The sequence below is a fragment of the Oceanobacillus sp. MO10714A genome (assembly GCF_037072045.1).
GTDB classification, from domain to species: domain Bacteria; phylum Bacillota; class Bacilli; order Bacillales; family Amphibacillaceae; genus Oceanobacillus; species Oceanobacillus indicireducens.
The window spans coordinates 19,810-33,228 of sequence record NZ_JAXHDC010000022.1; the positions used below are offsets into that span (position 1 = coordinate 19,810).

The following is a 13,419-nucleotide window of genomic DNA, read 5'->3' on the forward strand; positions in this document are numbered from 1 at the left end:
TTATAAGCCTCCCAATTGCAGGAAAATCGTTTTGATTAATGCAATAATAAATGCGGCAAATACACCGTATACAATGACGGGACCAGCAAGTTTAAACATATTTGTCCCTACCCCGATAATAAAACCTTCTGTACGGTGCTCCATCGCTGCAGAAATAACTGCATTACCGAACCCCGTAACGGGAACTGCAGAACCGGCACCAGCGAATTGACCTAGGCGATCATAGAGGCCAAAACCTGTCAGAATCATCGTGATGAAAATGAGCGTTGCAGTCGTTGGATTGCCTGCTGTTTGTTCGGTAAAGTCGAAATAATAAATATAAAAGGTAGTGATTATTTGTCCGATTAAACAAATAAGGCCACCGATAAGGAAGGCTTTTACACAGTTAAGTAAAATTGGTCGCTTCGTCTCTCGTTTTTCCTCAAAGGATTGATATTGTTTAGCCTTCTTTTGCTCATTTTTTTGCTCTGTCATGTAAAACACCTCATTCCTTACGTCTGTTCTTTAGAAAGCTTGCGGATTCTTTCTAACTCTTTATTTAATTCAGCTTTGGATAAATCCCCACTATTTAACCGTTGTTCCAGTTTCTTTAATTCGAGAAAGATTTTCTGATCTGTTGATAGTTCAACTTCATGTTTATTGAATGTAGTTTCAACCGTGTTTTTCAGATCCTTCTTCAAGTCTTTTAATTGCAAACGGTCATGATGTTTTGGATTGACGGCAACCATAATCACTTTGTCATTATTGATTGCAATCACTTCGTTGACATCATGCTCTTGTTCAATAAGTTCTTTTGCATGGTTACTTGTTTCTTGTTTAAAATTGGTCGAAGTGCGCAGGATGGAGGAGTTTGTTTCACTTGCTGATTGTCCAGTGTCATTCGTTGCGCAAGCGCTCAATATAAGGAAGAGAAGAAAGGGAACTGCAAATACATTAGGTTTCATTGGAATCACACCTTTCTACAAGGTCTTATGTTCTTGAACTTACAGTTTTTAGCATTGGGAAATCGCTCGGAAATATACTTGGAATTTACTTCCTATTATTTAGGAGAAGCTGGGGAAGAAGAAAAAAACATCAGGCAAGGTTAACCTGATGTTTAATGTCTATTCATATTTTTGCTTTGTACGTATGCTGCGACATCCATACGGGTAGGTACGTTATATTTTCGGAGCATTTGCTTCGACCAGTTATCATCTTTAAGATTTGAATCACGCTGCTGGTAATAATCTGACAGGATTCGATCATAATCTTCTATATGCGTATGTTTTGCTTGATCATATGTATTTTTATGGAATACTGCTTCGAATGGCAGGCGAGGCTTAATGTCGGGCTCATGATCTGGATGGCCAACAGCTAGACCGAATAGCGGGATAACATATGCCGGGAGCTTCAGAAGCTCGTCAACCCGGTTGATATCGTTCCGTAAGCTTCCAAGAAAGCATGCGCCAAACCCGAGAGATTCCGCAGCGATAACCATATTTTGCGTCACTAACGCACCATCTACAGTCGCGACGATGAATTGTTCCGTACTTTCCAGATTCTGCTTAACATTTCCTTGTACCCCGTTCGAATCCAGATTAGCAATCCGGCTTAAATCGGCACAGATAACAAATAAGTAGCCATTCTTCTCTACGTAGGGTTGCCCAGAGACTTTTCTTAATTCTTTTTTTATGCTTTCATCTGTTACGCCAATAATGGAATAGGCCATAACATTACTTGAAGTCGAGGCCCGTTGCCCAGCTTCTACGATTGTTTTTACTTCATCCTTCGTCAATTTCTCTGGTGTGAATTTTCGAATAGAGCGGTGATTGTGGAGTAATTTAATTGTTTCGTTCATTGGTTGCTCTCCTTTATATTAAAATTATTCGATTGTTAGATTATAAGTTGTTGTGATAGCAGGTTGTTCTTCTAATGCGTTCCAAGCGTCCCAAGCCTCTTCGCTCGGTTCGGTCAAAACGGGAAAATCAATTGCAAGCGATGAATTATCTATCCACTCGAATGATAGGATCGGCCATGAAAAACCGAGGCTGCCTGTTTTTTCATTGTCCCTTACCATTGAGACAGTCGTCCAATCTTGAAGATCGAATATAACAATATGACCAGGAGTCAAATGTCCATTTCCCGGGCGGGTAAAGTGAAAAGCCACTTTTGTTGCATCTGGAGAGAACGTGTGACTTTCATATGTTGCCATATCTGCCACTAGAAATGCAGGCTTATGTTGATCTGGATGTAAGAGAAGATAAGAACATTGGTCATGATGGCAGGAGAAACGCAATATAAAGAATTCTTCGAGCCCCAATATATACTTCTCCAGTTCCATTTCTTTAAGTGCTTGCTGTGGTTTTTTCTGAGTTTCTAGAAACTGATGGAGTATTGGAATATCACGGATGGATAGGGAGACGATTTCTTCATTAATTGTAAACTCTGCGTAGTCCTCTATATCTTCAGGTTCTTGATCCAATGGTTCAGATTCTGTTGCAGCGGATGTTGTCAACGGTTCAAGATCTAAATCAGCTTTATGAATTGGAGAAATCGTATCGTTTTCAATACAAGCTGATAAAAGAATTACAATGAGCGCGACAGGAAGAATCATTCGCATAGTAACCGCTCCCTAGTAGTTTTTTCACTATCCAATTGTACACTACTTTTTATAAACATGCAGTTGCTTTGCATTTTAAAAAATTGTTAAGTTTTATTCCCATCTTGTAAAATTTTTGATACACTTCAATATAACGAAATGGAGGGGGAAATTAGGATGAAGACGTTTAAATTAAAACAGCTGCAAATTGTAGAATTCCATTCAGATACATATCAAACCGTACATATCCCGCTAATCGACGGATTAAGTATTAATCGGGAAGATAAAGAAAATCGCTGGTTAATCGAAGCATATACGAAGCGTGATCTCTTGGATTACTTCACAGAATTAAAAGAAACTTATAAAGAATTGATTATCCATGTCAAAATTACAACAGAGTTGAATGAATTGGCAACTTTCATGACGTCCATCATTGGTATCAATCAGATTGGTGATAATATAAACATTTTATTCCTCGGTACGATGGTGGACCACAAGACAAATAAGTTAGAGGGAATTTTACAGAAATTGATGAAGGAAGGGAACAGAGGAGGAGACTTGCTGAATAAGTTTAAAGAATATCTTTGAAAATTAAAGTCATAGGAGTATCTCGGCAATGAACATTCGTGATGGTAAACTAATTTGGTTGAATCGGTTAACCCCAGTTCAACTGCTGTTGCTTTTTTATATCGTTGCAGTCATCTTTTCGACTGCACTTCTTGCTTTACCTATAGCATATAAGGAAAATGTATCTATTTCATTTATCGATCTTTTATTTACAGCCGTTAGTGCGCTCAGTGTCACGGGATTAAGCACGATTTCAATTGTTGATACATTCAGCACTACCGGAATTATTTTTCTGACGATTATTTTACACCTTGGAGCTGTCGGCGTGATGGCGATCAGTACGTTAATCTGGTTATTAATCGGTAAAAAAATTGGTTTAATCGAAAGAAGACTAATTATGACGGACCAGAACCAGCCAAGTTTTAAGGGAATCGTTCGTTTAATTAAGCAAATTATTATTCTACTCTTGTTTGTTGAGCTGCTTTTTGTTATTATTTTAGGTTTTTATTATTTAAGATATTACGAATCGTTACCAGAAGCTTTCTTTCATGGTTATTTTACAACGATTACAGCTATTTCGAATGCAGGCTTTGATCTGACAGGCTTATCAATGGTCCCGTTTCGCGGCGATTATTTTATTCAAAGTGCGGTCATGTTCTTAATTATTTTTGGAGCGGTAGGTTTTCCTGTTTTAATTGAAGGGAAAGAGTTCTTGCTCGGCAAAAGGAAGAAAAATAGGACGTATCGCTTTTCTTTATTTTTTAAAGTGACAGTTACAACTTTCTTCGCATTGATTCTCATTGGAGCCATCGGGATATTTGTCTTGGACTTTAATGGGTTTTTCAAGGGAGTTGTCTGGCATGAAGCCCTCTTCTATGCGGTTTTCCAATCTGTGACGACGAGAAGTGGCGGACTTGCGACACTTGACGTTAGCCAGCTAACAGATGCAAATCAGCTCTTTATGTCATTTCTTATGTTTGTCGGTGCCTCGCCGAGTAGTGCAGGTGGGGGAATCCGAACGACCACTTTTGCCCTTGTGATGTTATTTATCTTAACGTATATTAACGGGAAGAAGCAGGTGCGGATTTTTAACAGAGAAATTCACGAAGAAGACTTGAGGAAAGCTGTGACAATTACATTGGTTGCATTTTTCATTATGTTTGTTTCAGTCTTGCTCGTTTCGGTTGTTGAGGATTTCTCTTTAACGCAGATTTTATTTGAGGTCACTTCGGCATTTGGTACGGTTGGACTTTCGATGGGCATTACTGCGGACCTTGGTATTGTAAGTAAAGTTTTGCTGATGCTCCTCATGTTTATCGGGAGAGTCGGCATCATCACTTTCTTGCTTATTTTTAGGCGACGCGTAACGAAGAGTAATGTCCGTTACCCGAAAGAAAGGATCATTATCGGTTAGTGATAAGGAAGTTTAAAAATGATAAACAAAAATAGCTTGTGCATTGGGTGGGGTATGCACAAGCTATTATTCGTGTCTTAGTAGAAAAATGCTGCTCCAACGATGATTAGCAAAATAAAAAGTACTACGATTAAAGCGAAGTTGCCGCCATAGCCGTAGCCGTAGCCACCACATCCGTAGCCACCGCCAAATCCGTAGCCCATATGTTTCACCTCCCACATCTACAGTGTTACTATATGCAGGAAAACTTAAAACGTATAGTCATTCGCACAGAAAAGGACAAGGAGGCACCAAACAAAACCAATTAATCGCTTGTATCTGTAATTTTTATGATTTTCAATTGGTCATTTTCATAAGCAAAGATAAATTCAAATTGATGAGAAGTCGTTTGCTCTTTTTCATTATCTTGATTGCTGTCCCGTTCAATGACATCAACTTCAATTGTTGTCTTAATTTGATTATTATCTAATACTTCACTTTCTGGATCCGTTATTCTTAAATCAATAATATGAATATATTGGTTCCTAAAATCTGCATAGGAAGTGCTTTGTTGCAGGCTGCTCCCAAGAAGTGAGTAGGCACTGATATAATCACGGATGCCGATACTGTCCCAGAAATACTCAATTAGGTAATTAGCATCCTGTACACCTTGTTCCATATTTATGTTATTTACAATATCTGTGATACTGGCAAATTTTAAATCTTCATTAACAGCCTCATTGGACCATTCTTTTACGATGTCAATTACTTCGTTTATCGGGATACTGAATCCGAACATCCCATCGTCCATCCCAACAGAATTAATACCAATGATTTCACCAGTTTCTCTTTTAATGAGAGGACCGCCACTATTACCATGGGTGATCGGTGCGGAAATTTGATAGGCATTGGCATAATGAAATCCATCAACATCCAAGTCTCGCTCCGTACCTGAAATAATTCCTAGTGTAACAGTATTCTGGAAGCCATGTGGACTGCCAAGAGCAATGACCTCATCCCCGATCTCCGCTAAATCATTAGAGAGGGAAAGATGTTCGCGATTGGCGAGTTGCGGTACACGAATGACTGCAATGTCTGTATCATCACTCATTCCAACAACAGCGGCAGGATAAAATCTTGCATTTGATGTACGGACGTAGATTGCATCCGCATCTTGAATGACGTGGGCATTTGTAATGATGTCACCTTTATTGTTATATAAAAATCCGGACCCGGTAATTGTACTGTATTCATTATGCCCTTCAATTTGGATCACGCTTTTTTCCGCTTCGTGTATAATTGATTTCAAATCTAGATTCTTGCTATTTTCGGCAATGTGGTTAACAAACGGTTGATTGACAGTAAGCTCCGTATTTTTCCAGTCGGAATACATCTTGAACAGAATAAACATGCCAATTAACAGAATGACAATACTTATGAGAATAGCGGGGTATCGTCTTTGTTTCATGAAGCTTCACCTCAGATATCAGTATCCGATTGATCAGTCGGTATACCATGTAATTCTTATTATTTCTGCTTCCAATTCACTGGACTTGTCTTTTAAATCAAAATGAGTAAACTCAAATTTACCTTGTTCGGTTGGGTAGAGTGTGTCTGGATAGACGAATATTTCATTCGTTAAAATTTCCTCCCCATTCCGCGAAAGGGCATAATCAACAAGTATTGAATTGATAGGAACGGTGGCATTACTCTTCACTGCTCCATTAACTATAACTCTACCATCTTCATCATTCTCCACTTTTATAGAGACAACTTCAATCGCATCGTTCTCATTCATTTGATGTTCCTGGTAGACGGTATCCATTGCTTGTTCCAAACGTTCCTTTGCTGCAGTTTCAAAAGAACTTTTTTCTTTATTAATATTTGCTAGTAAACTTTGTAGCTTCTCGGAATCTGGTGCGTATTTTAATCCATCCTCTGTAATTAAAAGGGCATCGTTAAATTGTTTATGATTCAATGCTTCACTTGCTGTTGAGAAAGTATACTCAATGAGTTCATTCCGTAATTGCATGACAATTTCATTCGCTTCTGGATGATTTATTTCTTCTGCTTCCCAAATGAGCATCCGAATTTCATTCATGCTTGGACTCTTTTCCAGTTTCGCTTTTAACTGTTCCATAAGGACAGAAGCGTGCGTTTGATCAATCTTTTCCACCAATTCACTGACAACAGGACCTTGATATGTCTTCAATTTATCTTCTGCTAGATGGAGAATGTCGAGTGCTTCATTATAATCTTCGGTTTGCAGGAGTTGCTCTGCTTTTTCCAATTGTTCTCCAATGCTTATCGCTTCCGCTGTGTATTGCAACGCTACTTGAGCCTGGTTGAAATCTTTCCGGTGGCGCAGAGAATCCTGAAGAAGTTGATTCGCCTGTGCATAATCACCCTCTTGCAGGGATTCTTGCGCTTCCGTATATAATTCAATTGCTTTTGCAGATTGATGATTGAAGTAGAGGGATGATATAAAAATACTACTTATAACAATGACCAACATGGCGATCGGGAATATCCACCATTTTTGGAATCTTGCGGGTTCGAGTCTTGCCTCTATATCCGGCAGCGGTCTTCCGCATTTTAAACAGAAATGCTCATCTTCTTTCACTTTGATCCCGCAATTTGGGCAATAATACATGGTCTACCACCTCCAATAATCTTTATTATTTTATCATAAATACTTTATTTAAAAGGAAAAAATTGATATGATAAGAGGGATGATGAGATACATAGCTTTAATTTTGAATGAAATAAATGATAAATTATGAAAGGGGTGCATATGAATGGAAACAATTTATGTAATTGTTCTCTTCGGCATTCTTATCCTAAACATGGGCTACTGTTTATTAGATAATGAAAAGTAATGATTCGAACAGGGCAGCCACACTCGACTGCCCTGTTTACTTTGTTGCTTCAGAAAACTATAAAATAAAGACGCTGTGAATAACGAGTTTCTAACTGTAGCCGCATTGGCTCTGCTTGGGCTATTGATCTGCTAGTATAACGCTTTTCGGTGAGACAAGTAATCGAAGTCCCGGGCGCCCGCGCATAATGTAAGGGCACTAGCGTCTTTGTTTTTATCACGTATTAACGGTCTGTAATATCCCCTTATCTAAACATAAGGGAAACTCAAAATGTCAAGGCGGGGATATACAGTCCGTAGGTCCCTGATTCTATTAAACTAACATTCAGTGGGGGAGGAAAGGAAACCCCTACTGAATGAAGTTTCACTTTATTTTGTTCGACCCCATTCACTAATTGGGTAAATAATGAGTTCTGACCTTCCAATGATTTCCTCGCGCTGAATAAATCCAAGGCCGTTACGGCTGTCTTTACTAATCGCACGGTTATCTCCCATCACAAAATAACTATCCTGAGGAACATCTATCGGGCCGAATTCTCCAGTTTTGCTGCTAATTTCTTCGCTCAGAAATGTTTCGATGTATCTTTCTCCGTCAATATATAATTCACTATTTCTGATTTCAACTGTTTCACCAGGAAGAGCAATAATTCGCTTGACATAATTTTTATCTGTTTGTTGAATGATGATAATATCTCCGCGCTTAGGCTCATTAAGGAGATAAATCATTTTATTAAAGATGAGTCTTTCGCCATTTTCGAGTGTCGGTTCCATGCTATCACCTTCAACGATCGATGTGGCAAATACGAAGTTTTGGATCAAAAGGGCAATAATAACAGCGGTTGCAATGGCTTTTAGCCATTCAAACCACTCGGATTTTCGTTTTGTAGCCAATGCTACCATCCTTTTCTATTTTAATTCACTTTTTATAGTAGCATAACTTCCTTGCATTATCGACAGTAAAGGACGAACTTTTTTCATAACAACTAATGAATTACAATTCAGTTTTAAAGGAGTGCTATAATTTTAATGGATACGCTTATGGATATGCTTAAACAAATTGAAGTTCTACGTAAAGAAATGATTCAGACAGCGGAGGAAAATGGGTTGAATCATGAAAAATGCATTACGATCAGTAAGGAGTTGGACCAGTTATTGAATGAATACGAACGGGTAAAACAGATGTCGTCTCCTAAAATAAAAACAAAACAATAAAATAATTTGAAGTAAATCTTCTAATGTGATAGAAGAGTATGATTCGGAGCGAAAACTTTGTAATTATCACGTATTAACGGACTGTAATATCCCCACCTCTAAACAAGAGGGAAACCCGAAATGTGAAGGCGGGGATATACAGTCCGTAAGTACCTGATTCTGTTCAACTAACATTCAGTGGGGGGAAGGAACCCTACTGAATGAAGTTTCACTTTATGAATAAACGGTTACATATTTCGAGAAGTATTGCGGGAATATTGTAAGTAAAAGAGTAATTTGTTTGAAAATTATCAGCAAATGACATATAATATAATTGAAATGATAATTTTCCGTTAATTTTGAATTAAAGTTCCTAAAATGTTCAAATAATTTAGATTAGAAAAGCGGAAAATAGGGTATAATGAAACTAGTATGTGAAAAGGAGTGCAAAAAGATGCGACCTAAACGTATGAGTTTTGAGCAACTCGTCAGCCAAAATATAAGAGAAATGCTAGAGGATGAAAATAGCATTAATCAGCTGGAGATGCGTTTGGAAAAAAGACATGAAGCGAATGCTAGAAAAAAACGCGAGCAAGACGCTGAACTTTTTTCTAATGAATAATAATAGGGTTTGAAAAAATGGGGAGGCTAGACGACTCCCCGTTTTTTATGCTCTAATTTTTTGATTATCAGCTATATGATTATCACGCTTATTATACACTTGAACAATAATGACAGCGGCGATAATAGAAGCCATTCCTAGCATCTGAATGAATGAGAACGCCTCTTGGAAGATGAAGATGCCAATTAACGTTGCAACGACAGGCTCTACCGTCGTCAGAATAGAAGCCTTTGAAGCTTCTGTTTGATTCAATCCATGGGTATAAATAATGTATGCGACAGCAGTAGGCAGCAGTCCTAAACCGAATGCATAAAGCAATACTTCTAGCTCGATTAGCAAGCTGGCTTTTTCCTTATAAGGAAAGAAAGGGGTTAAAGCAATTGCCGCAGTTAAAAATGTGAAAGTTGTAATAGTTAAAGATGTATATTTCCTTAGGGCATATTTACTGAATATGCTGTACAGTGCATAGCCGACTGCCGAACCAATTCCGAAAATGATACTTCCCCACTTAAATGCTTCTTTATCAAAGGGAATTAATCCAACGACAAGGCTCGTGCCAAACAATGTAATGAAAAGGGCAATGATTTTAATCCGTGTTAACGGTTCTTTGAATAAAAAATAAGAAAAGATTGTGACAAACGTCGGTCCTGTATAAAGTAATGCGGTAGCAACTGGGATTGATGATATTTCTATAGCGGTAAACATGCAATAATTGAAAAATACAATACTGAATACGCCAGTGCCAATGAAATATTTAATATCTGTTATTTTATGTAATTTCAAGCTCTTCGGGGTGGTACACAATAAATACAAGACAAGGATAAAAGCTGATGTCCATACCCGCAGTGTCACAACTTCCATCGGAATAAAGCCGTATGTATAGAGATTCTTTACGTAAAAACCGATTGTTCCCCATAACGCCGCTCCAATAAGAATATAAATAAATGCTTTATTCACCAGTATCGCTCTCTTTCCTCCATTTTCATATCATTATATTAGTAAAGTATTTAAATGTATAGTAATTTCGTGAAATGGGAATAATGAGGCTATTTAAGTTACTTAGCTGGAGGGTTTCGTCCATGGAGCGTTTCTTTTCTGAATTGATAATTTTTCATTATGATTTCCTTTTTATTATCGCGGGTTTATTATTGCTATTATGTATGTTTACTTTAGCTAGACGCCTGATCGAGTGGGGGAAAGAAAGGGATTATTTCCTCGCTTTTATTGTGGGGAGCAGCTTTTTTCTGAACCTATTCTTTTTTATATTAATCATCGGAAAGAAAGAAGGGCATGCAGTAATATTTCTGCCATATTTACTGCAGATCATTGGAATTTATGGGTTATTGCTGCTCCTTGGTTTGGGGTGTAAGTTCGTATTTAAACGAATTGTCCGTAAAAGGGTGTAAACAGTTGAATGCTGTCACGCCCTTTTTAGGGCATTTTTTAATTATATGATTTTATTAAAAGATACGTTTAAGAGGCTGGGACATAACTATTCTAATATGAATTAAATCCGAACAAAACTGCTAACTAACTCCGGGAATATACGGAGACTCCAGCAGGAGGCTCACCAGCCGCCTGCGGAAAGCGTAGTATATTCCCGGAGCGGTTGTTGATGCTCTTTCTTATCATTTGTTCGGATTTATAACCAAGAAGTTATGTCCCAGTCTCTTTTTAAAGTCTTATTAAAATTACTGAATAATATAGTTCACAAACAAAATGGTATTTCATATTTTTTCCATTAAACACTTCAAATTAACTATAAATGACCGATATAAAGAATGGAAATAAATACATATACCTATTTCGGGTAAATTTATGACAGGAGACGTGGAATAATGCAAGATTCTTTAATACAAAAAGAGACACATCCAGTCCTACAATCCTTTATCCAAGTAGCTCCATATTTTCAAATGCTAGTTAATGATGATATCACAATAGGGATTTATGATACAGAAAAATTGCTAATCAATATTCCTGCAAAAACCTTCTCACTTAATGTAGCTCCTGGTGATCCATTGCTTGAAGGTGATATTATTGCGAAAGCGATTCATGAAAATAAAAGTCAGGCTATGGTGGTACCGGCTGATTTGTTTGGAGTAAATCTTGTTTCCCGTGCAACACCTGTGCATGATGAGCATGGGAAAGTAATTGGTGGAGTTGGTGTTGGGTTAAATGTCGATAAGGCGAATAAACTTTCAGAAATAGCTGGCAGTCTATCCAATGTGATTAATGATGTAACGAATACGGTTCAAGAAATGGCAGAATCAGTTAATGAATTAGCTACGAATCTTAGCTTTGTTTCTGAAAAGGCAAATGAAGTAACAGATAGTGTAGACCTTATTGACAAAGTTTCAACAGTTGTTAGGGATATCGCGGATCAGAGTAATTTACTTGGATTAAATGCAGCTATTGAATCAGCACGTGCTGGAGAACATGGGAGAGGATTTGGAGTAGTCGCTGATGAAATTAGAAAAATGGCAACTAATTCAAAGGACAATGTACAGGAAATCCAAAATATTACAAGCCAAATTAAAAGTGTAATCGAGGATCTGGATAAGGATATACAAAAAGTAAATTTGGAATCCACTACCCAATCCGCTTCGATTGAAGAACTAACAGCAACAATGGAAGAAATCAATGGAAATATTCGTAGTTTAGCGGAGTTAGCTAGAGAAAACATTGAGTTAAACAATTAATGAAAGGTTGAATGAAGATGAGCTTTAAAGAATTAGCAAGTCAATATATTAACGGAGAATGGAAAGACGGTTCTAGTAATCTTACAATAGAAAATAAAAACCCATATAATGGTGAAATTATTGCAATATATAAAGCTGCTAGTATAGCAGATTTGAATGATGCATATGAATCGGCACAAACTGTACAAGAAAAGTGGGCGAAAACAAACCCAGTTGTACAAAGAGAAGTGTTTGATAAAGCAGTAGATTATATCAATGAAAATCATGAAGCAATCGTAAATATAATTACTGATGAGATTGGTGGTACACGTTTAAAAGCAGAATTTGAGATTGGCTTAGTTACAAATTTGATAAAAGAAGCAGCCACTTTTCCTATGCGTATGAATGGTACCATTTTACCATCTCCAATTGATGGTAAAGAAAACCGGGTTTATCGTGTACCAGTTGGTGTGGTTGGGGTGATTAGTCCATTTAATTTCCCGTTTTTCTTATCCATGAAATCTGTTGCACCGGCATTGGCTACTGGAAATGGTGTCGTATTAAAGCCGCATGAGCATACAACAATTACAGGCGGAACACTTATTGCTAAAATATTTGAGAGTGTTGGATTGCCTAAAGGCTTGTTAAATGTGATTACTACTGAAATATCGGAAATTGGAGATAAATTTGTTGAACACCCAATTCCACGTGCTATTTCCTTTACAGGATCAACAAAGGTTGGAAAACATATAGGAGAAGTTGCTGGAAGAAATCTAAAAGAAGTTCATTTGGAGTTAGGTGGAAATAGTGCTTTAGTTGTTTTAGAGGATGCAGATATTGATTTAGCAGTAAGTGCAGGCGTATTCAGCCGCTTCACACATCAAGGACAAATCTGTATGTCAACTAATCGCTTAATTGTTCATGAAGATGTATATGATGAATTTGTGGAAAAATATATCAAGACAGTATCTGGTTTGACTTGTGGTGACCCGAAAGATCCAAACACGATTATTGGACCAGTTATTAATGAACGCCAAGTTAAAACGACTGTAGAATTAATTGAAAAAGGTATTGAAGGGGGGGCAACTCCTTTACTTAAAGGAAATGTTACAGGGAACGTAATAGAACCAGTTGTATTTACTGATGTTACTCCAGATATGACGATTGCAAATGAGGAATTCTTTGCACCAGTTGTATCTATCATGAAAGTAGCAAATGAAGAAGAAGTTCTAAACTATGCCAACCAAAGCCCGTATGGTTTAAGTGGTGCAATTCATACAAGAGATGTAGAGCGTGGTGCCGAGCTTGCAAAGCGGATGGATACTGGCATGATCCATATCAATGATGGAACAATTAATGATGAGCCTAACGTTGCTTTCGGCGGTGTCAAAAATTCAGGAATTGGACGACTAAATGGAGAATGGAGCTTAGATGCGTTTACTACAACAAAATGGATCTCCATTCAACACACAAAACGAGTCTATCCATATTCTTAAGGTGAATAATCCCCTT

At 37.6% G+C, this 13,419-nt stretch carries 16 protein-coding genes; 7 read left to right on the top strand and 9 right to left on the bottom strand.

Going from position 1 to position 13,419, the window contains the following annotated elements; genetic code table 11:
* The 4 genes from spoVAC to SPD53_RS11935 all read right to left on the bottom strand — a co-directional run bounded on the left by spoVAC (window position 1) and on the right by SPD53_RS11935 (window position 2,599).
* Complete coding sequence (spoVAC, locus tag SPD53_RS11920; protein ID WP_156856332.1) at window positions 1-474, bottom strand: stage V sporulation protein AC; 474 nt, start codon at window positions 472-474, stop codon at window positions 1-3.
* 17 nt (window positions 475-491) lie between these two features.
* Complete coding sequence (locus SPD53_RS11925; RefSeq protein ID WP_156856331.1) at window positions 492-944, bottom strand: YhcN/YlaJ family sporulation lipoprotein; 453 nt, start codon at window positions 942-944, stop codon at window positions 492-494.
* Window positions 945-1,096: 152 nt separating this feature from the next.
* The gene (nfsA, locus tag SPD53_RS11930; RefSeq protein WP_336252702.1) at window positions 1,097-1,837 is read right to left on the bottom strand and encodes an oxygen-insensitive NADPH nitroreductase; all 741 of its coding nucleotides are present in this window, start codon (window positions 1,835-1,837) and stop codon (window positions 1,097-1,099) included.
* A gap of 24 nt (window positions 1,838-1,861) precedes the next feature.
* Entirely contained in the window at window positions 1,862-2,599 is a 738-nt protein-coding gene (locus tag SPD53_RS11935; RefSeq protein ID WP_336252703.1) for a hypothetical protein, read from the bottom strand.
* 156 nt (window positions 2,600-2,755) lie between these two features.
* Between SPD53_RS11935 and SPD53_RS11940 the strand changes: the two genes are divergently transcribed.
* Both SPD53_RS11940 and SPD53_RS11945 read left to right on the top strand, forming a co-directional pair.
* Window positions 2,756-3,166 (top strand): YwpF family protein, encoded by a 411-nt coding sequence (locus tag SPD53_RS11940; protein WP_156856328.1) that lies wholly within the window; start codon window positions 2,756-2,758, stop codon window positions 3,164-3,166.
* 28 nt (window positions 3,167-3,194) lie between these two features.
* On the top strand, window positions 3,195-4,559 hold the full coding sequence (locus SPD53_RS11945; RefSeq protein WP_336252704.1) for a TrkH family potassium uptake protein: 1,365 nt from the start codon (window positions 3,195-3,197) through the stop codon (window positions 4,557-4,559).
* Window positions 4,560-4,636: 77 nt separating this feature from the next.
* Here the strand turns inward: SPD53_RS11945 and SPD53_RS11950 are convergent, their stop codons facing one another.
* The 4 genes from SPD53_RS11950 to lepB form a co-directional block, all read right to left on the bottom strand.
* On the bottom strand, window positions 4,637-4,762 hold the full coding sequence (locus SPD53_RS11950) for a YjcZ family sporulation protein (RefSeq protein WP_156856326.1): 126 nt from the start codon (window positions 4,760-4,762) through the stop codon (window positions 4,637-4,639).
* Between the two features lie 101 nt (window positions 4,763-4,863).
* A complete protein-coding gene (locus tag SPD53_RS11955; protein WP_156856325.1) occupies window positions 4,864-6,006 on the bottom strand; it encodes a S1C family serine protease in 1,143 nt (380 codons plus the stop codon).
* A gap of 33 nt (window positions 6,007-6,039) precedes the next feature.
* On the bottom strand, window positions 6,040-7,191 hold the full coding sequence (locus SPD53_RS11960) for a zinc ribbon domain-containing protein (protein WP_336252705.1): 1,152 nt from the start codon (window positions 7,189-7,191) through the stop codon (window positions 6,040-6,042).
* 594 nt (window positions 7,192-7,785) lie between these two features.
* Entirely contained in the window at window positions 7,786-8,316 is a 531-nt protein-coding gene (gene lepB, locus SPD53_RS11965; protein ID WP_156856324.1) for a signal peptidase I, read from the bottom strand.
* 126 nt (window positions 8,317-8,442) lie between these two features.
* Between lepB and SPD53_RS11970 the strand changes: the two genes are divergently transcribed.
* On the top strand, window positions 8,443-8,628 hold the full coding sequence (locus SPD53_RS11970; RefSeq protein WP_336252707.1) for an aspartyl-phosphate phosphatase Spo0E family protein: 186 nt from the start codon (window positions 8,443-8,445) through the stop codon (window positions 8,626-8,628).
* A gap of 433 nt (window positions 8,629-9,061) precedes the next feature.
* On the top strand, window positions 9,062-9,229 hold the full coding sequence (locus SPD53_RS11975) for an FbpB family small basic protein (protein WP_156856322.1): 168 nt from the start codon (window positions 9,062-9,064) through the stop codon (window positions 9,227-9,229).
* Between the two features lie 45 nt (window positions 9,230-9,274).
* Here the strand turns inward: SPD53_RS11975 and SPD53_RS11980 are convergent, their stop codons facing one another.
* Window positions 9,275-10,186, bottom strand: coding sequence for a DMT family transporter (locus tag SPD53_RS11980; protein WP_336252708.1), 912 nt, complete (start codon window positions 10,184-10,186; stop codon window positions 9,275-9,277).
* A gap of 122 nt (window positions 10,187-10,308) precedes the next feature.
* Here SPD53_RS11980 and SPD53_RS11985 point away from each other — a divergent pair, with 122 nt between their 5' ends.
* The 3 genes from SPD53_RS11985 to SPD53_RS11995 all read left to right on the top strand — a co-directional run bounded on the left by SPD53_RS11985 (window position 10,309) and on the right by SPD53_RS11995 (window position 13,403).
* On the top strand, window positions 10,309-10,635 hold the full coding sequence (locus SPD53_RS11985) for a hypothetical protein (RefSeq protein ID WP_336252709.1): 327 nt from the start codon (window positions 10,309-10,311) through the stop codon (window positions 10,633-10,635).
* A 432-nt stretch (window positions 10,636-11,067) separates the two neighbouring features.
* Complete coding sequence (locus SPD53_RS11990) at window positions 11,068-11,928, top strand: methyl-accepting chemotaxis protein (protein WP_336252710.1); 861 nt, start codon at window positions 11,068-11,070, stop codon at window positions 11,926-11,928.
* 17 nt (window positions 11,929-11,945) lie between these two features.
* Window positions 11,946-13,403 carry an aldehyde dehydrogenase family protein gene (locus SPD53_RS11995; protein ID WP_156856318.1) on the top strand — a complete coding sequence of 486 codons (1,458 nt, stop codon included), beginning with the start codon at window positions 11,946-11,948 and terminating at the stop codon, window positions 13,401-13,403.
* Window positions 13,404-13,419 lie beyond the last annotated feature (16 nt).

Bases quoted from the DNA above. Each gene is read 5' to 3' on its own strand.
- spoVAC (WP_156856332.1), bottom strand. From the start codon at position 474: ATGACAGAGCAAAAAAATGAGCAAAAGAAGGCTAAACAATATCAATCC.
- SPD53_RS11925 (WP_156856331.1), bottom strand. From the start codon at position 944: ATGAAACCTAATGTATTTGCAGTTCCCTTTCTTCTCTTCCTTATATTG.
- nfsA (WP_336252702.1), bottom strand. From the start codon at position 1,837: ATGAACGAAACAATTAAATTACTCCACAATCACCGCTCTATTCGAAAA.
- SPD53_RS11935 (WP_336252703.1), bottom strand. From the start codon at position 2,599: ATGCGAATGATTCTTCCTGTCGCGCTCATTGTAATTCTTTTATCAGCT.
- SPD53_RS11940 (WP_156856328.1), top strand. From the start codon at position 2,756: ATGAAGACGTTTAAATTAAAACAGCTGCAAATTGTAGAATTCCATTCA.
- SPD53_RS11945 (WP_336252704.1), top strand. From the start codon at position 3,195: ATGAACATTCGTGATGGTAAACTAATTTGGTTGAATCGGTTAACCCCA.
- SPD53_RS11950 (WP_156856326.1), bottom strand. From the start codon at position 4,762: ATGGGCTACGGATTTGGCGGTGGCTACGGATGTGGTGGCTACGGCTAC.
- SPD53_RS11955 (WP_156856325.1), bottom strand. From the start codon at position 6,006: ATGAAACAAAGACGATACCCCGCTATTCTCATAAGTATTGTCATTCTG.
- SPD53_RS11960 (WP_336252705.1), bottom strand. From the start codon at position 7,191: ATGTATTATTGCCCAAATTGCGGGATCAAAGTGAAAGAAGATGAGCAT.
- lepB (WP_156856324.1), bottom strand. From the start codon at position 8,316: ATGGTAGCATTGGCTACAAAACGAAAATCCGAGTGGTTTGAATGGCTA.
- SPD53_RS11970 (WP_336252707.1), top strand. From the start codon at position 8,443: ATGGATACGCTTATGGATATGCTTAAACAAATTGAAGTTCTACGTAAA.
- SPD53_RS11975 (WP_156856322.1), top strand. From the start codon at position 9,062: ATGCGACCTAAACGTATGAGTTTTGAGCAACTCGTCAGCCAAAATATA.
- SPD53_RS11985 (WP_336252709.1), top strand. From the start codon at position 10,309: ATGGAGCGTTTCTTTTCTGAATTGATAATTTTTCATTATGATTTCCTT.
- SPD53_RS11990 (WP_336252710.1), top strand. From the start codon at position 11,068: ATGCAAGATTCTTTAATACAAAAAGAGACACATCCAGTCCTACAATCC.
- SPD53_RS11995 (WP_156856318.1), top strand. From the start codon at position 11,946: ATGAGCTTTAAAGAATTAGCAAGTCAATATATTAACGGAGAATGGAAA.